Genomic DNA, 20,227 nt, shown 5'->3' with positions numbered 1-20,227 from the left:
TATAGTTGTTTTTAGTTTTTAGGTTGCAAAAATAAGAATTAATTAGCATTAGAATGGATAATTTATACCAAAATTTAAAACAGAGTGTCCAAAATTGTATTCTTTAAACCATCGATCACCTTTCTCATGCGCTGGATTATAGGTCTTAAAGCCTAAATCTAAACGAACAACAAAAAAGCTTAAATCGTATCTTAAACCAAATCCTGTACCCAAAGCAATTTCTCCTAAATCGTTTAAGTTGTCAAATCTTGCTTTCGGATCGATGACATTATCGAGTACATTCCAGATATTTCCGGCATCTGCAAAGAAAGCTCCTTTTACATCTCCAAAAACTTTGAAACGAAATTCTGCACTCGCAGCAATTTTCATATTGGCCTCATTAAAGTCGTTTACCGCATTTGTGCTTCCAGGTCCTAAAGCATAAGGTTGCCAAGCACGATTATCGTTGGAACCTCCTCCATAATAACTTCGTGAAAACGGAATATAATTTGAATTTCCAAACGGAATTGCAATTCCCAAAAAGCTTCTAACCGCTAAAACTTTTTCTTTCCCAAAATCCCAGTGTTTGATATAATCAAATTCAGTTTTAACATATTCTGAATATTCTAGGTTGAAGATTTCGTAATTTCCTTTAGAATTTTTTTGAAGATTTCCGAGTTCCGAAACTACAGATAATAATGTACCTGCCGATTCTATTTTTGTTCTAAATTGGTAGAAATTATTATCGGCCAAATCTTTTTTAGTTGTTTTGGTAAAAGAATAACTGGTTGCTAGAATGAAATCATTTTCAGTCAGACGAACCCTTCTCTCTTCAATACTTTCAACTTCTTGATATTGTGTATCAGTAGGCGTTAAAGCCGTTTGACCTGTTAAAACATTATTAGTAAATCCTGTTGTTCCTGTTGGTACAATTAAGTTTCCATGCTCATCAACGTTCGTAGGTACTTGGTTGTAATTTTGTGCAATTCCATTCAAGTCATCATAAGAAGATGTATAGACATTAAAGTAATTGTCTGGATTTAAGTTACGAACAAATTGCGCATTTAATAGTTCTAGTTTCGCTGTATTATGGCGTTTTGGAGTCCAGTTATATGAAATACCTCCTGTAAAGTTTTCTTTATCCAAACCAATATTTCGCTGTTTAGAAAAACCTGAAGTTATTGAGGTATAAGGAATCATACTTTTTGGAATAATTTTCTCTGTTCCAAAAGGCAGCAAGATTCTTGGAAAATTCAGTTTTAAATCTAAACCATATTCAGAAACATTGAAAAAATTATTGTTTGGATTTGCCATATCTCTAGAAGAACCCACGTTTAAACGAGCTGAAATTTCGAGAGTTTCGGCACGGTTAAATACATTTCGAATGGTTTCAGAAACACTGGCACCAATTCCGAAATCCTGAATATTAGAATGTGTCAAGTCAAGCGTAGCTCCAAAACTGTATTTTTTTCTTGGCGTTAAATAAACATTCGCAATAAGTGATTGCGCTGTAGAATCTCTTTTGTCTACTTCATATTGTATAGAAGGATAGTTGAAGATTCTTAAATTGTTTAAATATCGTGAAGAAAGAGTTGTTCTAAAATCGGCATAAGTGCCTCCTTTAGTAATAAAAATAGCATCGGTTATAGCTCGTGGTTTGTATTTTAGTGTTTTGTAACTGTATAAATTAAAGTTGTTGTATGAAACACTATCAGTTGGTTTTTTCTTAGAATTTGCAGCAGAATAATCAGTGTAAATATTTACATCGCTGATCGTATATAATTTAAAAGGTTCTGTACGACTAGAATCTCTTTCTTGTATTGTATTATTGTTTATAATCAAAGTAACATCTGCTTTCGCCTTTTTGCCAATGGTATCAATGTCAAAAGTTACATAAGTAGGCTGAAAATAATAAGCACCATGATTTCTAAAATAAGTTGTAATACGGTTTTTTTCCTCTTCAAAATCAGTAGTTTTGTATTGATTTCCAGATTTTAATAAAGAAGGTTCGCTATTAGTTCTATATAATGAATCTAATGCAGGAGTCATTATTTTAGTTCTAATAGTATCTATTTTGTAAGCTGGCCCTGTGGTGATATTATAATTAATTGCAGCTCTCTTTTTTCCAACCGTATCAATAGTATAATCGGTTTGAACATTAAAATAGCCATTATTAAAATAATAGTATTTTAAGCGCAATAATGATTTTCTGGTTTTTGAAGTATCAATAATTACAGGCGGTTCACCGGTATTTTTCAAAAATTCGTGAATTCCTTTATAGTAAAAAGACTGTCCAAGGCGATCTACTTGTTTTGCAGAAAATATTTTGGACATTCGTTCATACTTTCCAGGATTATTTTTGAATTTTGCCTGATAAGTAGAATCCGGATTTAAATTGGCTAAATTGTATAAATTTAAACGAAGCTTATAACCCAATAATTTACCATTTGGTTTTTGGTACATTTGATTAGAAGCAGTTTCATCATTTGTTGATTTTCCGTTAACTAAAATATTATTTTTTACAAGAAGACTTTTTCCATCGGGAACTCTTTTTACGGCATTACAAGCGCAAATTAATATTGCTATTAGAAGAAATGCTATTATTTTTGTGGAATTATTTTTCAAGTGTTTTTTAATATTTAATTCAAAAGTACATTATTTTATGGTTAGTAAAAACCAAATAAAGCTTATCTCAAGTTTACATCAAAAAAAGCAGCGTTTTGCTAATCAATTATTTTTTGCTGAAGGAGTAAAAGTAATTCAAGAATTGCTGCAATCCAATTTTGAATTAGAACATTTATACACTACATTAAATGATTTCGAGGCGGTTCACGCTTCAAAACGAACTCTTATTAACGAACAAGAACTGAAAAAAATAAGCGCTTTGTCGACTCCAAATTCTTGTTTGGCAGTTTTTAAAATTCCAGCCGAAAAGAAAATAATCGATTCGGGTTTAATTTTAGCTTTAGACGATATTAGAGACCCAGGAAATCTAGGGACTATTTTACGTCTATGCGATTGGTTTGGTATAAAGCAGGTAATCTGTTCTAAAGAAACAGTAGATATTTACAACCCAAAAGTAGTACAAGCGACAATGGGTTCAATTACCAGAGTAAATGTAAGTTATGTTGATTTAAAACTTTTCCTTGCTCAAACTAAACTGCCAGTTTTTGGAACTTTTATGGACGGGGAAAATATTTATCAATCCAAATTACCAAACGATGGTATCATTATTATGGGTAATGAAGCCAATGGTATTTCAGAAGAGATTGAAAAAACTGTAACCAGCCGTCTTACAATTCCTAGATTTGGAGAGCTTCAAAAAACCGAAAGTTTAAATGTAGCTACCGCAACAGCAATTATTCTTAGTGAATTTAAACGAAATAGTTGAGATTTTGTTTTAATGAAAAGTGAAATTTATTAAAATAGCTCTCGATTTCATTGAATCAATGTTATCTGTATAAGGACTAACAGGGTGTTCTGGCGTTACGTTATCGCGAATTAATTCATCTGTAATACCAAACATACCTCTAACAGAAGGAGAAAAAATAAAATATTCAGTAAAGATATCAATTCCAAAACCTACTTCATAAGCTGCAGTCCATTGTTTCACTCTGAATTTTTGCTGCCAGTTATCGTCTTGAGATTTTGCATTGCTCGATAAATTCAAAGTAGTAGACATGCCACCAACCAAGTAAGGGCGGATGTTTCCTGTGCGTAAGGCAGAAAATTTTAATAATAAAGGGAAGTGAATATAAGTACTGTTTACTTCTCTTAAATAGTCGGTTTCTGAACTTCCTACGCCAGGAAAATAAAGATCACGTTTAGTATAATACAATCCTGGTTCAAAACGAAGGTTGATATATTCCTGCAGTCTTAAATCGGCTACGACACCTACATTAAAACCCGTAGTTTTTTTTACCTGAATATCTTGCTGTACAGGAGTTTTGTAATCAAATTTAAAGTCAAAACTATTAAAGCCAAGATAATAGCCAAAGTAAATACGCTGCTTTTGCCAGTTTTCAAGGTTAATAATAGGATCTTTACTAAACATATTTTTAGCAAATTGTGCGTGCCCTTTTGCCGCTAAGACTAATAAAAATAAGATTACAGCTTTTTTCATACTATTTTTTAGATGCAGAATAAATCGTTGCGACACCAAAAGTTTGAGGCATTGCCACAACATCTATAAACCCAGTTTTTCTCAAAATATTGTTCAGAGCTTCTCCATAAGGAAAAGAGGCAGCTGATTCAGATAAATAGCCGTACGCGTCATTATCTTTAGAAAATAATTTACCAATTAATGGAAGTATATTTTTGCTGTAGAAATTATAACCTTGTTTGTAAGGGAATTTATCTGGAACAGAAGTTTCTAAGATAACAAAAACACCATTTGGCTTTAGAACTCTCAAGATTTCTGCAAAACCTTTTTCAAGATTTTCAAAATTTCTAACACCAAATCCAACTGTGATTGCGTCAAAATAATTGTCCTCGAAAGGCATATTTTCAGAATCGCCTAAAACTAACTCAATAACATTTGAAAGCTTTTTTTCTTCTACTTTCTTTTTTCCAACTTCTAGCATTCCTGCTGAAATATCCAATCCAATAATTTTTTCAGCATTGGTTTGAGAAAGTAAAATTGCTAAATCTCCAGTTCCTGTTGCAATATCAAGAATAACTTTTGGTTTTTTGTCTGATACAATTTTCAATACTTTTTTACGCCATTTAACGTCAATTCCAAATGAAATTACACGATTCAAATTATCGTAATTCCCAGAAATGGTGTCAAACATTTGGGTTACTTGCTCTTTTTTACCTAAGGTAGAGTCTTTATACGGAGTTACTTTTTCAGACATTTTTTTTATTTAGGCAAATATAAACAATCTAGTTTAACTGTAATTGAGTTTTTTAATTTGTAAAATAAATGTTTTAAAAGATTTATTTTAAAGTTAAAAAAGAGGGTATTTTAAGCATCCCTAAATCTAGGTATTTTGTAAAAATCACTAAAAGTTGGTATTGTCTGTCGTGTCTTTTATGAGCAACTTTGCTAAAGTAAAAATGATTAAAGTTTTAATGATTGGTAGTGCCAATGACTTAAGCAAATGATTACTTTTTTTGCGCTGGTAATTCATTTGTTCATGAAAGAGTTTTGTAAAGTATTGTTCTTGGGGGGAAATACTATTTTAAAGTGCAAAGTACGTTCTTAGGATTAAATTTGTTTTTGGAAATTTTAATTTTCTGCCTTTAATATCTTAGTGGTATTTGTTATTAGAGGCGTTTTTGAGATTTAGGTCTCAAATAACATTAAATGTTATTCAGTTTTACAAGTGTTCTTAACATTTGTGATTTTTAAACAAACACTTTTTCTTGAGCGAGTCAGGTCTAAAAAAAATCAATCGTTTTAAAAACATCCTCCCTAATAAGAGGATGTTTTTTATTTATTTTCTAATGTAAGTTTCATACGTATAATCATAAAGATGTTTTTCGTCTTTATAATTTTCTTCAGATTCTACTAACAGCCATTCACTTTTATTAATTTTTGGAAAGAAAGCATCTGCATCAAAAGTGTGGTGAACTTTTGTTAATTCAATAATATCAGTAAATGGAAGGGCAAGATTGTAGATTTCTCCGCCTCCTATAACATAGCTGTCATCATTTTCCGGGCAAATAGCAATTGCTTTTTCAATGCTATCTACTACAATACATCCTTCAGGTTTGTAATTTTCTTGGCGTGAAATTACAATATGAACTCGATCAGGTAATGGTTTCGGAAAACTTTCGAAAGTTTTTCTGCCCATAATAATATGATGACCTGTAGTAAGCGATTTAAATCTTTTGAAATCATTTGGCAAATGCCATACTAATTCATTGTTTTTTCCAAGCGCATTATTTTCGGCTGCTGCCGCTATCATTATAATCATGGTATGCTTAAACTAAATTTTATTTTCATTCTCTTCATTAATAGAAGATTCAAGCTGACTGATTCTTTTTTGCTGTAAAGCTACTAATCTATCAATTTGTTCTCTTTCCCATTTTTTATTCATAAAACGGTCAGTAATATACACTTTTATAAAATGCAGAATAAAAAGGAAAAGCCAGATTGTAATACCCCAGATGCACCAATTTTGAGTTGTACCTTCTCCAAAGCCAAAAAATTTATTGGCAATAAATAAAAATAAACTTCCTAAAAGGAAAAGAACAAAATGAAAATATAAAACCTTTTTTTGTCTTAATCGGCGCCTTGCGTATTCGTATTGTTCGTGTACTTCTTTTTCCATAAGATAAAAATGAGATTATAAAGTTAAAATTTATTTTTGAAAGTCAATATTTTGGATGTGGAATATTTGCTTTAAAAAATTGTAAGAATTTGAATTACAAAATTTTAACCGCATTAAATTGCAGATTAAACGAAAATTATATCCTCTTTTTGTTATTATGATAAATCGGCTAGAGGAGTAGTGAGTGTTTCGTTGAATTTAATTAATTTTAGGGTGTATAAATCTAAAAACGAAATAGTTATGTCTTTAAAGAAACAATTTGTGAAAACGAAACCAGTTTGTAAAGTTACGTTTTCGATAGATGCCAAAGATGCAAGTTCTGCTTCTGTTGTTGGAGATTTCAATAATTGGAATGCCGAAGAAGGTGCTTTGAGTAAATTGAAAAATGGCACTTTTAAAGCTACTTATGACTTGGTTAAAGATGCTATATACGAATTTAAGTATCTAGTAGATGGGGCTTATGTAAATGACCCGGAAGCTGATTCTTATAAATGGAATGATTTTGCTGGAAGTGAAAACAGTGTTTTAGTTGTATAAAAAAATCCGCTTCATATTAAGCGGATTTTTTGTTTTTATACTGCAACACTTCCTTTTATAGCAGGATGCGGATCATAGTCAACAAGTGTGAAATCACCATAATCAAAATCAAAAATGTTTTTAATCTCTGGATTTAAAATCATTTTTGGTAATGGTTTTGGTTCTCTAGAAAGTTGTAATTCTAATTGCTCAAAATGATTGTTGTAAATGTGGGCATCACCAAAAGTGTGAATAAAATCGCCAGGTTCTAAATCACATACTTGTGCAATCATCATAGTTAGCAATGCATAAGAAGCAATATTAAAAGGAACTCCTAAGAAGATATCTGCACTTCGCTGATACAATTGGCAAGATAATTTTCCTTTAGTTTCTCCTTTTTCAAGATCTGGACTTGCTACATAAAATTGAAAAAAGGCATGACATGGAGGTAATGCTGCTTTGTTGTTAGCAACATTTTCTTCAAAAGACTTTTTAGTATCTGGCAAAACCGAAGGGTTCCATGCTGAAACCAGCATTCTTCTGCTATTTGGGTTTGTCTTTAATTCTTTAATTAATTCAGAAATCTGATCAATTTCTTCACTGTTCCAATTGCGCCATTGATGTCCATAAACTGGCCCTAAATCGCCATTAGAATCAGCCCATTCATCCCAGATTTTTACTCCGTTTTCTTGAAGGTATTTTATATTCGTATCGCCTTTTAAAAACCAAAGCAATTCGTAAATAATCGATTTTAAATGTAATTTTTTGGTCGTAACCATTGGGAAACCTTCACTTAAATCAAAACGCATTTGGTAACCAAAAACACTTTTTGTTCCTGTTCCAGTTCGGTCTCCTTTTTGATTGCCGTTTTCTAAAACGTGTTTTACTAAATCTAAGTATTGTTTCATGATTGTTTATTCGGTTAATTGTTTTAATCGTTTAATCGACTCAACGAATAAACGGTTTAACGATTAAACATATATTTATCTTCTAGAGATTTCGTCTCTAATTTTTGCAGCTTTTTCGTAATCTTCCTGAGAAACGGCTTGATCTAAAAGTTCATTTAATTCTTGTAAAGAATGTTTTGCATAAACGTCTCCAGATTGATTGCTTTCTTCTTCATGTCCAAAAGTTTCTGGATTTGAAAGAACGTCATCAATTTCTTGAGCACCAGAATCTGTTTCTGCAGTATTTGATTTTAAATAAATACCAGCCTTGTCCAAAATGTTTTTATAGGTAAAAATTGGAGCGTTGAATCTCAATGCAAGTGCAATTGCATCAGAAGTTCTAGCATCGATAATTTCTTCGATTTTATCTCTTTCGCAAATTAAGCTAGAGTAAAAAACACCGTCAACAAGTTTGTGTATAATTACTTGTTTTACCACGATATCAAATCTTTCGGCGAAATTTTTGAATAAATCGTGAGTTAAAGGACGTGGCGGTTTTATTTCTTTTTCTAAGGCAATAGCGATTGACTGCGCTTCAAAAGCACCAATTACAATAGGTAATTTTCTTTCGCCATCAACTTCGTTCAAAATTAAGGCATAAGCGCCATTTTGAGTTTGACTGTATGAAATTCCTTTTATGGATAATTTTACTAGACTCATATATCTTTGTAAAACGGGCACTTAGCACCGCATTTTAATACTTTTTTTGATTGGAAAATAAAGGTGCAATTTTAATCAAAAAATATGGAACAAAAAAGCTGCCTTAAAACAAAGATACGATTATCTTGTTTTTAGGCAGCTATATTTTTAGAGAGAATTTTAAATTAAGAATGCTGAGCTTTGAAAGCTTTTAATTTCTCTGTTAGTTGTGGTATAATTTCAAAAGCATCTCCAACTACACCGTAATCAGCCACTTTAAAGAAAGGAGCTTCAGGATCATTATTGATTACCACTTTTACTTTAGATGAGTTGATACCTGCGATATGCTGGATAGCTCCAGAAATACCGATAGCAATATATAAGTTTGTTGCAACTGGTTTTCCTGTTTGTCCAACGTGCTCACTGTGAGGTCTCCAACCTAAATCTGAAACAGGTTTAGAACAAGCAGTTGCAGCGCCAAGAACAGCAGCAAGATCTTCAACTAATCCCCAGTTTTCTGGTCCTTTTAGTCCGCGTCCGCCAGAAACTACGATATCCGCGTCAGCGATAGAAACTTTTCCAGATACTTTTTCTACAGATTCTACTTTTACACCAAAATCATTGTCTCCAATTGTTGGGTTAAAATCTTCTGCAGCAGCAGCTCCTGCGCTTTCAAAAAGTCCGTAAGAGTTTTTAGCTAAACCAAGAACTTTTACATCTGTACTGATTTCTGTAATGTTAAAAGCTTTGTTTGAGAAAGCATTTCTTTTTACTTGGAAAGGAGAAGTGCTAACTGGTAATCCAACAACATTTGATGCGAAACCAGCATTTAAAGCTACCGCAACTAGTGGAGAAAGATAAATACTATCTGTTGTAGAAGAAAGCAAAACTAATTTTGTTCCTTCCTTTTCAGCTGCTTGTTTAATTACATCAGCATAAGCTTTTGCATTAAAGCCAGCTAATTTATCGTTACTTACTTTAAGAACTTTATCAACTCCGTATTTGCCTAATTCGCTAACATCGCTAATGTTTACAGTTAAAGCTGTAACAGTTGTTCCTAATGATTCTGCTACTTTTTTAGCGTAAGAAGCTAATTCGAAAGCAACTTTTTTAAATTTTCCTTCTGCAGATTCTGCATATATTAATATTGACATAATAATTTTAGATTTTAGATTTTAGATTTCAGATTTTTGAAAATTGAAATCTAAAAATGATTCTTATTTCAGATTAATGATTTTGGATTTGAATGAGGAAAAGATGTTAGAGCTGTGTTCAATCAGCAATCTAAAATCTAAACTCTACAATCTTAAATAACCTTCGCTTCGTTGTGTAATAAATTGATTAACTCATCTAAATTATCTGCAGAAACTAATTTTACTGCCGATTTTGGAGCTGGTTTTTCAAATTTCACTGCTTTAGTGTTTACAGCTGCATCAACTGGCTCAAGAATAGTAAGCGCTTTAGTTCTTGCAGTCATAATACCTCTCATGTTTGGAATACGTAAATCTTTTTCTTCAACAAGACCTTTTTGTGCTCCAATGATTAATGGAAGAGTAGTGCTTACAGTTTCTTTTCCACCGTCGATTTCACGAATTCCTTTTACGTTGTTTCCTTCAACAGTTAAACCTGTACAAGAATTTAAGAAGTTTGAACCTAAAATACCAGCAATCATTCCAGGAACCATTCCGCCATTATAATCTAAAGATTCTTTTCCAGCAATTACTAAATCGTAACCACCATTTTTAATTACTTCTGCCAATTGTTTTGCAACGAAAAATCCGTCAGTTGGATTTGCGTTTACACGAATTGCTTCGTTAGCACCAATTGCTAAAGCTTTACGTAAAGTTGGTTCAGTATCAGGACCTCCGACATTTACTACAGTTACAGTTGCACCTTGTTGTTCTTGGAACCAGATTGCACGTGTAAGTCCAAATTCGTCGTTAGGGTTAATTACATATTGTACGCCATTAGTGTCAAATTCTGAATCACCATTGGTAAAGTTAATTTTTGAAGTAGTATCAGGCACATGGCTGATGCAAACTAGTATTTTCATAAGTATATATTTTGAATTTATAATATGCTTTTACAAATTTAGAATTTAATTTGGAATAATTATACTATGCATGCATAATATTTTTTAAAACTATTACGATTTCGCAGATTGCTTGCTTTTGAATGGTTTTCATTGAGATTTTAAAACAAATAAACCCTCCTTTTGTCTGATTGTTAGGAATTTTACAATATATGTATGATTGTAAATAAACTAATTTTTGTCTTATAAATACTAATTTTTGCATTTTTACGTTCTGATGAATGGATTTTAGAAGAAATAAGAATTAAACAAATAGATTAAAGTTTGTCTAAAAAATATTTTTATAAAATAAATGTGGTTTTAAGGTGTGTTATAACGATTTCGTTAATATCACAATAAAGATTAAAAAGTTAAAACCTGAGAACAGATAGAAGTTCATGCGATTTTAAATTCAATTTTTGCTTTTAAGTTATTTAAAATATTTATTTTTGCTCTTCAGAAAATTCAACATACAATATAAAATATGAGAACAATACAATTTAGAGAGGCCATTTGTGAAGCGATGAGCGAAGAAATGCGTCGCGATGAATCCATATATTTAATGGGAGAAGAGGTTGCAGAATACAACGGAGCTTACAAAGCTTCTAAAGGAATGCTTGCTGAGTTTGGTGAAAAAAGAGTAATTGATACTCCAATTGCTGAGCTTGGTTTTTCAGGAATTGCAGTAGGTTCTGCAATGAACGGAAACCGTCCTATTGTAGAATATATGACATTCAACTTCTGTTTAGTTGGTATTGATCAAATTATAAATAACGCTGCTAAAATGCGTCAAATGACAGGAGGACAATTTAATGTGCCTATCGTTTTCCGCGGACCAACAGCTTCTGCTGGTCAATTAGGAGCTACTCACTCACAAGCTTTAGAAAACTGGTTTGCTAACACTCCAGGTCTTAAAGTTGTTGTTCCTTCAACTCCTTATGATGCAAAAGGACTTTTAAAATCTGCAATTCGTGATAACGATCCAGTAATTTTCATGGAGTCTGAGCAAATGTACGGTGATAAAGGTGAAGTGCCAGATGGAGAATATACAATTCCTCTAGGTGTTGCTGATGTTAAACGTGAAGGAACAGATGTAACTATCGTTTCATTTGGAAAAATCATCAAAGAAGCTTTTATCGCTGCTGATGAATTAGCTAAAGAAGGAATCTCTTGTGAGATTATCGATTTAAGAACAGTTCGTCCAATGGACAAAGATGCAATCTTAAAATCGGTTAAAAAGACAAATCGTTTAGTAATTCTTGAGGAAGCTTGGCCAGTTGCCAGCCTTTCTTCTGAAATATCTTATATCGTTCAAGAACAGGCATTCGATTTCCTTGATGCGCCAATTCAACGTATTACAACTGCAGATACTCCTGCACCTTACTCTCCAGTATTATTAAAAGACTGGTTGCCAAATGCAGGTGATGTAGTAAAAGCAGTTAAAAAAGTATTATACAAATAATACACATTTAAAATACTCACAAAACTTCATCATTCATAGTTAATTGATGAAGTTTTTTTTTGCCCAGACAATGAAAAGAATAATTTTACTCAGCCTATTTTTTGTATTCGCATTTGCGACTATTGCTACTGCACAAACGAAAGTGAGTGGAATTGTTTTGGACAAGTCTAATCAGCCAATACCTTTTGCAAATGTTGTTTTTAAAGGTTCTAATACGGGAATCGTTTCTAATGAAGATGGGCGTTTTTACTTAGAATCACCTAATACTTATACAGCATTAATAGTTACTTCTGCAGGATTTTCAGATAAAGAAGTTCCTTTAGAAAAAGCAGTAAATTATAATTTTAAAATTGTTTTAGGCGAAGCCGAAGCACTAAACGAAGTTGTAATTTACACAGGAAAAACTTCTAAGAAGAACAATCCAGCGTTGGATATTTTGAGAAAAATTTGGGCAAGAAAACGTAAAAACGGATTGTACCAATTCAATCAATATCAAATGCAGAAGTACGAAAAAGTAGAGTTTGACATGAATACCATTGATAGTGCGTTCATGAAAAACAAACTTTTTAAAGGTATGGAATTTATCTTTAATCATGTTGATACTTCAGACGTTACGGGGAAAACCTATCTGCCAATTTTTATCAATGAATCGGTTTATGATGTTTACGGAGATAATAAATTAAAGAAAGTAAAAGAAAATATTACAGGAAATAAAATGTCTGGTTTTAACGGAAACCAGCAGATTTTATCTTTCGTAAAAGATCTTTATTCAGATTACAATATTTACGATAATCACCTTAAGTTTTTTGATAAAAGCTTTACTAGTCCGCTTTCGCGAACTGGGATTGATGTTTACAACTATGTATTGAAAGACAGTGCTTTTGTAGATAAAAAATGGTGTTATAATATTGTTTTTTACCCAAGACGTAAAAATGAATTAACTTTTAAAGGAGATTTTTGGGTTAATGATACCACTTTTGCAATCAAGAAAATTAATATGGGTGTTACGAAAAGTGCCAATATTAACTGGGTAAAAGATATTTACATCGAACAGGAATTTGAGGTTGAAAACGATTCTGTTTTCCTTTTGACTCGTGATTACATGATGTCTGATTTTGCTTTAAACAAGAAAGAAAAATCAAAAGGAGTTTATGGAAAAAGAACGACATTATATCGTAATCATAAATTTAATATTCAAAAACCAGAGAAGTTTTATAAAGAAGAAGTCAATTTTATAGACAACGCCGTTTACGATCGACCGCCCGAATTCTGGGAAGAAAATCGTTTTGAAAAATTAAATAAAGACGAACAGGGAATTTATAAAATGCTTGATACATTGCAAACAGTCAAGCGATTTAAGCAATTATATAATCTCGTCTCGATTTTAGGAAGCGGTTACGTCGAGTTTAAAAATTTTGATTATGGACCAATTTTCTCAACTTTTGGATATAATGAAGTCGAAGGTATAAGGCTAAGAGTTGGTGGAAGAACCTATTTTGGACCTAATGATCCTTGGCGTATTCAAGCCTACACAGCTTACGGATTTGATGATAATAAATTCAAATACGGAGTTTCAGGAAAATGGATGGTTGATAAGAAAAACCGAGTTATTATTTCTGGAGGAAATAGGCGTGACATTGAGCAAATAGGTGCGAGTTTAACCACTACGAATGACGTTTTAGGACGAAGTTTTGCATCTTCTGCCTTATTTACAACAGGAAGTAACGGAAAATTAACCAATATCAATTTGAGTAATATTTCTGTTGAAATGGAGGCGAAAAAGAACTTCATCGTTCAAGCAGGCCTTTCGTATCGAACATTAGAATCGGCTTCAAAGACATTTAGTCTGGATTATTATACGACCTTGCCAAGTGCATCAAACCCTATGGGAGTTGTAAAAAGCGATGTAAAACAATCAGAAGCGAATATTCAGTTTGAATATATGCCAAATCGTAAAACGATTGGTTATGGAGTTGAGCGTGATTTAGTTGATAGTCCTTTTAGTCATTTCTTTGTGAACTTTAGTTATGGTTTAAAAGGTGTTTTTGATAGCGATTTTGCTTATGAAAAAATCCAGGTTTTTTACAAACAGCCTATTATTATTGGACCTTTAGGAAGATCAAATATTATTCTGGAAACAGGAAAAACATTTGGTACAATTCCGTTAGGTTTGATGAGTGTAATTCCGGGTAACCAGACTTATTTTACGATCGAGAATACATTCAGTAACTTGAATTTCTACGAATTCGTTACGGATCAATACACTACTTTGCAATGGAATCATGATTTTGGAGGAAGATTATTCGCAAGAGTTCCTTTTATGAGAAAACTGAATTGGAGAGAGTTTGTTGGAGTAAGAGCTGTTCACGGAACAATTTCTGATGCCAACCGCGCTATTAATGCTTCTGGATTACCTTACAATGCTCCAGAAAAAGTGTATTATGAATATCATGCAGGAATTGGAAATATATTTAAAGTTTTCCGAATTGATTTTTCTTGGAGAGGAAATTATCTAGATATGCCAGATGCTCATAAATTTGCAGTAAAAGGATCTTTCGGATTCTATTTCTAATTTTAAAAGAGGCAAAGGTTCAAAGTTACAAAGTCGCAAAGGTTTAAAATCTTTGCGATTTTTTTTATGCTTATTTTTTTTGCACGCAGATTTTGCAGATTTAAGCAGATTTATTTTTACAATTTTAAATTATTTAATCTGCGTTTATCAGCTTAAATCTGTAAAATCTGCGTGAAACCAAAACTATCATTTACTAAATACTTTTTTATTTAATTTTGAAATAGATTTAAAAACGAAAGTAATGCAAGAAGCTATCGATTTCTTAACCAATAAAAATCCGATATTTCGGGAAATAATCGAAAAATACGGATTGCCGCCAATTCCAAAACGTCCACAAGGTTTTGAAACTTTGGTGCTATTAATTTTGGAACAGCAAGTTTCTATCGATTCGGCAAAAGCTACATTTTTAAAAATTAAATCTTATACTACTTGTAATCCTGAAACAATGGCAATTTTGCCAGACGAAGAATATCGAAATCTTGGAGTAAGCCGCCAAAAAACAAAATACATTAAAGTTTTAGCCGAAGCGATTTTAAACAAAGAATTAGATGTTGAAAGCTTGCCTTCAAAGTCGGCAAAACAAGTTCGTGAAGAATTAATTAAATTAAAAGGAATTGGAAATTGGACCATCGATATTTATTTAATGTTTTGTCTGGAAGAGCCAGATTTGATTCCGCTTGGTGATATTGCAGTAATTAATACCATAAAAGAATTGCTCAATATTCACGATAAACAGGAAATGGAAATTCATGCCGAACAATGGAGTCCGTATCGTTCTTATGCGACCTATTTGCTCTGGCATTATTACTTGAAAAAAAGAAATCGAACAATTAGCTATTAAATGCTTGTTTTTTAAACTCTAATGCGGATAATTTAACCTTCTTTTTTATTGTAGAACTAGATTCTTTAGTTATTTTTGCAACCGAAATTATAGAAATAATAAAAAACGAAAATGACCGCAGACAAATTAACGACTTTCGATGTATTAATCGAAATACCAAGAGGAAGCAGAAATAAATACGAGTACGATTTTGAAATTAAAAGAATGCGTTTTGACAGAATGTTATTCTCTTCAATGATGTACCCAGCAGATTACGGATTTATTCCAGAAACTTTAGCTTTAGATGGTGATCCTCTTGACGTATTAGTTTTGGTAAACGAACCAACTTTTCCTGGATGTGTTATGGAAGTTAAGCCAATTGGTGTATTCCACATGGCAGATGATAAAGGACCAGACGAGAAAATTATTTGTGTACCAGTTTCAGATCCAATCTGGAATTCATTAAATGATCTTTCTGATATTAACCCACACTTAGTAAAAGAAATCGAGCACTTTTTCCAAGTTTACAAAGATCTTGAAAACAAAAAAGTAGATGTAGAAGGATGGGGAGATGTTAAAGAAGCTTACGATATTATCGCTGAGTGTACAAAGCGTTTCGATGACATTGAAAATAAACCGGCTGGATTATTTAGCATTAAATAATTTTAACCGCATTCTAATATAAAAAAAGCAATACTACCGTCAGGAGTATTGCTTTTTTGTTTAAATTCGTTTTAGTTAGATTGTTGACTATTAACCAAAACCATTAAAATATTATGAATGCATTTATGATTTACCTGCCAATTATAATGGCAGTTTTAGGATTACTTTTCATGGGAATAAAAAGGAGTTGGGTTTTAAAACAAGATGCCGGGGATGGTAAGATGAAAGAGATTTCAGATTACATTTATGAAGGGGCCTTAGCTTTCCTAAAAGCAGAATATAAGTTACTAACCATTTTCGTAATTATTGCCAGTTTAGCTTTGGCAGGAATTACATTTATTCCAGGAGTTAAAACACATTTATTAATCGTAATTGCATTTATTTTTGGTGCTTTATTTTCAGCTTACGCTGGAAATATTGGAATGAAGATCGCAACTAAAACAAACGTTAGAACTACTCAAGCGGCACGTACAAGTTTGCCACAAGCTTTAAAAGTTTCTTTTGGCGGTGGAACCGTAATGGGACTTGGCGTTGCTGGTTTAGCTGTTTTAGGATTAACATCCTTTTTTATCATTTTCTTCAATCTTTTTTCTGACGGAGTTTGGAAAGATACAGATACTATGACTGTTGTTCTAGAAACTCTTGCAGGATTTTCACTCGGAGCAGAATCAATCGCTTTATTTGCACGTGTTGGTGGTGGAATCTACACAAAAGCAGCCGATGTTGGAGCTGATTTAGTTGGTAAAGTTGAAGCAGGAATTCCAGAAGATGATCCTCGTAATCCAGCTACAATTGCTGATAACGTAGGAGATAACGTAGGAGACGTTGCAGGTATGGGAGCAGATTTATTTGGTTCTTATGTAGCAACTGTTTTAGCGGCAATGGTTCTTGGAAATTATGTGATAAAAGATATGGGAGGAAACATCAATGACGCTTTTGGCGGGATTGGCCCAATTTTACTTCCAATGGCAATTGCTGGTTTCGGAATTATATTTTCGATTATCGGAACTCTTTTAGTAAAAATTTCAGACGATAATGCTAGAGAAGCCCAAGTACAGAAAGCATTAAATATAGGGAACTGGGTTTCTATTGTTTTGACTGCTGTGGCTTGTTTCTTCTTAGTGCAATATATGCTGCCAGAAACAATGCAGATGAGTTTCTTTGGCGAAGGATCTAAGGCAATTTCATCAATGCGTGTTTTCTATGCGACATTAGTCGGATTAGTTGTGGGCGGTGCTATTTCATCAGTAACAGAATATTATACAGGATTAGGAACAAAACCAGTTTTGGCAATCGTTCAAAAATCGTCTACAGGAGCGGGAACAAATGTGATTGCAGGTTTAGCAACAGGTATGATTTCGACTTTCCCAACTGTATTATTGTTTGCTGTGGCAATTTGGATTTCGTACGCTTTAGCAGGATTTTACGGAGTAGCTTTAGCGGCTTCAGCAATGATGGCTACAACAGCGATGCAATTGGCGATCGATGCGTTCGGACCAATTTCTGATAATGCTGGAGGTATTGCAGAAATGAGCGAATTACCAAAAGAAGTTCGTACAAGAACTGATATTTTAGACTCAGTTGGAAATACAACGGCAGCAACAGGAAAAGGATTCGCCATTGCTTCTGCAGCTTTGACTTCATTGGCTTTATTTGCTGCGTATGTAACTTTTACAGGAATAGACGGAATCAATATTTTTAAAGCACCAGTTTTAGCGATGTTATTTGTCGGTGGAATGATTCCGGTAGTTTTCTCTGCTTTAGCAATGAATTCTGTTGGAAAAGCTGCGATGGATATGGTGTACGAAGTTCGTCGCCAGTTCAAAGAAATTCCAGGAATTATGGAAGGAACAGGAAAACCAGAATACGGAAAATGTGTTGAAATTTCTACAAAAGCTGCTTTAAGAGAAATGATGCTTCCAGGGATTTTAACGATTGGATTTCCAATATTGATTGTGCTTTTAGGGAAATTAGTTTACTCAGACAACAATCAGTTAATTGCAGAAATGTTAGGAGGATATATGGCTGGAGTTACTGTTTCTGGCGTGCTTTGGGCAGTTTTCCAAAATAATGCAGGAGGTGCTTGGGATAATGCTAAGAAATCTTTTGAAGCTGGAGTAATGATCAATGGTGAAATGACATACAAAGGTTCTGATGCGCATAAAGCAGCTGTAACAGGAGATACAGTTGGAGATCCGTTTAAAGATACTTCTGGACCTTCAATGAATATCTTAATTAAATTAACTTGTTTGATTGGATTGGTAATCGCGCCAATTTTGGGTGAAGGCCACGCGCCATCAGACATCGCAGGAAAAGCATCTTGCTGTGCTAAAACAGAAATGCATGCAGGAATATCTAAATGCGGTGATATGTCTGGAATGACAAAAGAAGAATGTATTAAAATGTGTAAAGAAAAAGGTTGTTCTGAAGAAGAAACAGCTAAATGTCTGGCCCATTTTGATGCGAACGGAAAATATGCTCATGCAGAAAGTGAATCAGTTCGTGTTGAGGTTAAAAATATAGACGGAAAAACTACTGGAACTGTTACCAAAACTGTAAATGGTAAAACAACTACAGAAGTTTTTGAAGGAACTGAAGAAGAAGTTTTAGCAAAAGTTGAAGCTGCGAAATAATTTACGATCTATCCTAACAGGTTTCCAAAACCTGTTAGGTTTTATATTTAAAAGATTAGAATAAAAAACATACCTAACAGGTTTTGGAAACCTGTTAGGATAATCAAAAAAAGAAAATGCCTCTAAAAAATTAGAGGCATTTTTTTTATTTCGTGCAAATCTGTGTAATTCGTGTTTAAAACAAACCGTTCAATTCAGCGTCAATTCTATTAATGATATCACCTAAATCTTCAGGGTTGTCAACAAAATTAATATTATCAACATCAATAATCAAGAGTTTTCCTTTACTGTAAGTCTGAATCCAAGCTTCGTATCTTTCGTTCAAACGGCTTAAATAATCGATGGAAATAGAGTTTTCATATTCACGTCCGCGCTTGTGGATTTGTCCAACTAAATTAGGAATAGAACTTCTTAAATAAATCAATAAATCTGGAGCTTTTACTAAAGATTCCATTAATTCAAACAAAGACGTGTAATTTTCAAAATCACGGCTTGTCATCAAACCCATCGCATATAAATTGGGTGCGAAAATATGCGCATCTTCATAAATCGTTCTATCCTGAATGATTTTTTTTCCGCTTTCGCGAATTTGCTGCACTTGGCGAAAACGGCTATTTAGGAAATAAATCTGAAGATTAAATGACCAGCGTTCCATCTGATGGTAAAAATCATCCAAATACGGATTATCAACTACATCTTCATAATGAGGTTCCCATTTGAAATGTTTCGCTAATAATTTGGTCAGAGTGGTTTTTCCTGCGCCTATGTTTCCTGCTATTGCTATGTGCATTACGGTGTTACGATTTTATAATTTGATATATCTGTAGCTGTAAAAATAGATAAAATTTGGTCTTTGTAATAAAAATTGTCAAAGGTTTTTTCTGAAATTTTAATCTCAGAAATTACTTCTGGATTTGATTTATTAAAACCTTTAAAATACAACAAATTATCTTTACTGAAAAGATATTGATTAGAATTTGTTATTTCAATTTTGTCAAAATCTGTGACTTTCCCCAGAGATGTAATCTTTCCGAAAATATCGCAAGAGTACCAGTTGTTTTTCTTATCAATCCAATAAAAAGTATTAAAATCAGTTTGATAATATTGAATGGCTTCTGTCAGCGGAATTGAAACCGTTTTGTATTCATTTTTTAAATAATCAAAAAGACCAATTTGTTGATTTAAAGTATTGTAAATCCATAATTGATTTTGCGTCGACATTCCGATAGCACTTACTACAATTGGAGTTGCATTCTGCGAAAAGTTAATTTCGGTCATTTTATTTAATTGGTTATCCAATAAAACAACACTATTGAAATCCTCATAAAATAGTACAATTTTTAACGGATTCTGAAGATCAACTTTTGTAATTTTTCCCAAAGAGACATTCTTATATTCGAAGATTTCTTTCCCTTTAATTTTACTAAAAACGTTGTTTGTGATTTGGTAGGAATATCCAAAAGTATCATATCCTAAAAACTCATCTGAAGTATTTTTATACTGCGAAATTAAAGTTGGATTTATGCTCAAATCCTGAGCTGAAAGCGCCTGAAAAGTGCAGAAAAGAAATAAGCAGAATAAAGTTTTTTGCACCGTTTTATACATTAGAAATTGATTTATAAGATTACCAAATTACAAAAAACTCTT

Annotated in this window: 18 protein-coding genes; 7 read left to right on the top strand and 11 right to left on the bottom strand. The window is 32.7% G+C overall.

The window, feature by feature from the left end:
- Positions 1 to 48 precede the first annotated feature (48 nt).
- Positions 49 to 2,604, bottom strand: a complete 2,556-nt coding sequence (locus V6624_RS07560; protein WP_338841455.1) for a BamA/TamA family outer membrane protein — start codon at positions 2,602 to 2,604, stop codon at positions 49 to 51.
- A 37-nt stretch (positions 2,605 to 2,641) separates the two neighbouring features.
- Between V6624_RS07560 and V6624_RS07555 the strand changes: the two genes are divergently transcribed.
- The gene (locus tag V6624_RS07555) at positions 2,642 to 3,370 is read left to right on the top strand and encodes an RNA methyltransferase (protein WP_338841454.1); all 729 of its coding nucleotides are present in this window, start codon (positions 2,642 to 2,644) and stop codon (positions 3,368 to 3,370) included.
- A 9-nt stretch (positions 3,371 to 3,379) separates the two neighbouring features.
- On the opposite strand, the gene V6624_RS07550 is transcribed toward V6624_RS07555, so the two are convergent.
- The 4 genes from V6624_RS07550 to V6624_RS07535 all read right to left on the bottom strand — a co-directional run bounded on the left by V6624_RS07550 (position 3,380) and on the right by V6624_RS07535 (position 6,257).
- Complete coding sequence (locus tag V6624_RS07550) at positions 3,380 to 4,102, bottom strand: porin family protein (RefSeq protein ID WP_111288296.1); 723 nt, start codon at positions 4,100 to 4,102, stop codon at positions 3,380 to 3,382.
- 1 nt (position 4,103) lies between these two features.
- Positions 4,104 to 4,835, bottom strand: a complete 732-nt coding sequence (ubiE, locus tag V6624_RS07545) for a bifunctional demethylmenaquinone methyltransferase/2-methoxy-6-polyprenyl-1,4-benzoquinol methylase UbiE (RefSeq protein WP_338841452.1) — start codon at positions 4,833 to 4,835, stop codon at positions 4,104 to 4,106.
- A 582-nt stretch (positions 4,836 to 5,417) separates the two neighbouring features.
- Complete coding sequence (locus V6624_RS07540) at positions 5,418 to 5,900, bottom strand: dihydrofolate reductase (RefSeq protein WP_111288292.1); 483 nt, start codon at positions 5,898 to 5,900, stop codon at positions 5,418 to 5,420.
- Between the two features lie 12 nt (positions 5,901 to 5,912).
- On the bottom strand, positions 5,913 to 6,257 hold the full coding sequence (locus V6624_RS07535) for a 2TM domain-containing protein (RefSeq protein WP_111288290.1): 345 nt from the start codon (positions 6,255 to 6,257) through the stop codon (positions 5,913 to 5,915).
- Between the two features lie 240 nt (positions 6,258 to 6,497).
- Here V6624_RS07535 and V6624_RS07530 point away from each other — a divergent pair, with 240 nt between their 5' ends.
- The gene (locus V6624_RS07530; RefSeq protein WP_111288288.1) at positions 6,498 to 6,794 is read left to right on the top strand and encodes an isoamylase early set domain-containing protein; all 297 of its coding nucleotides are present in this window, start codon (positions 6,498 to 6,500) and stop codon (positions 6,792 to 6,794) included.
- A gap of 35 nt (positions 6,795 to 6,829) precedes the next feature.
- Here V6624_RS07530 and V6624_RS07525 read toward each other — a convergent pair whose 3' ends face one another.
- The 4 genes from V6624_RS07525 to V6624_RS07510 all read right to left on the bottom strand — a co-directional run bounded on the left by V6624_RS07525 (position 6,830) and on the right by V6624_RS07510 (position 10,412).
- Positions 6,830 to 7,681 carry a thymidylate synthase gene (locus V6624_RS07525; RefSeq protein WP_111288286.1) on the bottom strand — a complete coding sequence of 284 codons (852 nt, stop codon included), beginning with the start codon at positions 7,679 to 7,681 and terminating at the stop codon, positions 6,830 to 6,832.
- Between the two features lie 75 nt (positions 7,682 to 7,756).
- On the bottom strand, positions 7,757 to 8,380 hold the full coding sequence (locus tag V6624_RS07520) for a bifunctional nuclease family protein (protein WP_008466556.1): 624 nt from the start codon (positions 8,378 to 8,380) through the stop codon (positions 7,757 to 7,759).
- A gap of 164 nt (positions 8,381 to 8,544) precedes the next feature.
- Entirely contained in the window at positions 8,545 to 9,513 is a 969-nt protein-coding gene (locus V6624_RS07515) for an electron transfer flavoprotein subunit alpha/FixB family protein (RefSeq protein ID WP_338841450.1), read from the bottom strand.
- 152 nt (positions 9,514 to 9,665) lie between these two features.
- Positions 9,666 to 10,412, bottom strand: coding sequence for an electron transfer flavoprotein subunit beta/FixA family protein (locus V6624_RS07510; protein WP_111288282.1), 747 nt, complete (start codon positions 10,410 to 10,412; stop codon positions 9,666 to 9,668).
- Between the two features lie 502 nt (positions 10,413 to 10,914).
- Between V6624_RS07510 and V6624_RS07505 the strand changes: the two genes are divergently transcribed.
- The 5 genes from V6624_RS07505 to V6624_RS07485 all read left to right on the top strand — a co-directional run bounded on the left by V6624_RS07505 (position 10,915) and on the right by V6624_RS07485 (position 18,580).
- A complete protein-coding gene (locus V6624_RS07505; RefSeq protein WP_008466560.1) occupies positions 10,915 to 11,892 on the top strand; it encodes a pyruvate dehydrogenase complex E1 component subunit beta in 978 nt (325 codons plus the stop codon).
- 70 nt (positions 11,893 to 11,962) lie between these two features.
- On the top strand, positions 11,963 to 14,464 hold the full coding sequence (locus V6624_RS07500; RefSeq protein WP_111288280.1) for a DUF5686 and carboxypeptidase-like regulatory domain-containing protein: 2,502 nt from the start codon (positions 11,963 to 11,965) through the stop codon (positions 14,462 to 14,464).
- Positions 14,465 to 14,705: 241 nt separating this feature from the next.
- The gene (locus V6624_RS07495) at positions 14,706 to 15,305 is read left to right on the top strand and encodes a DNA-3-methyladenine glycosylase family protein (protein ID WP_111288278.1); all 600 of its coding nucleotides are present in this window, start codon (positions 14,706 to 14,708) and stop codon (positions 15,303 to 15,305) included.
- 111 nt (positions 15,306 to 15,416) lie between these two features.
- The gene (locus V6624_RS07490; RefSeq protein ID WP_111288276.1) at positions 15,417 to 15,947 is read left to right on the top strand and encodes an inorganic diphosphatase; all 531 of its coding nucleotides are present in this window, start codon (positions 15,417 to 15,419) and stop codon (positions 15,945 to 15,947) included.
- 113 nt (positions 15,948 to 16,060) lie between these two features.
- Positions 16,061 to 18,580 (top strand): sodium-translocating pyrophosphatase, encoded by a 2,520-nt coding sequence (locus tag V6624_RS07485; RefSeq protein WP_111288274.1) that lies wholly within the window; start codon positions 16,061 to 16,063, stop codon positions 18,578 to 18,580.
- A gap of 175 nt (positions 18,581 to 18,755) precedes the next feature.
- On the opposite strand, the gene V6624_RS07480 is transcribed toward V6624_RS07485, so the two are convergent.
- Together V6624_RS07480 and V6624_RS07475 are read right to left on the bottom strand one after the other, a co-directional pair.
- A complete protein-coding gene (locus V6624_RS07480; RefSeq protein ID WP_109191639.1) occupies positions 18,756 to 19,370 on the bottom strand; it encodes a deoxynucleoside kinase in 615 nt (204 codons plus the stop codon).
- Complete coding sequence (locus tag V6624_RS07475) at positions 19,370 to 20,185, bottom strand: hypothetical protein (protein ID WP_338841449.1); 816 nt, start codon at positions 20,183 to 20,185, stop codon at positions 19,370 to 19,372. Before V6624_RS07475 ends, V6624_RS07480 begins: the two co-directional genes overlap by 1 nt.
- Positions 20,186 to 20,227: the final 42 nt, after the last annotated feature.

It is taken from the genome of Flavobacterium ginsenosidimutans (assembly GCF_037478105.1).
Classification (GTDB): domain Bacteria; phylum Bacteroidota; class Bacteroidia; order Flavobacteriales; family Flavobacteriaceae; genus Flavobacterium; species Flavobacterium ginsenosidimutans.
Note: the sequence above shows the minus strand (reverse complement) of the source record. Positions and strands in the feature narration are given on the sequence as shown.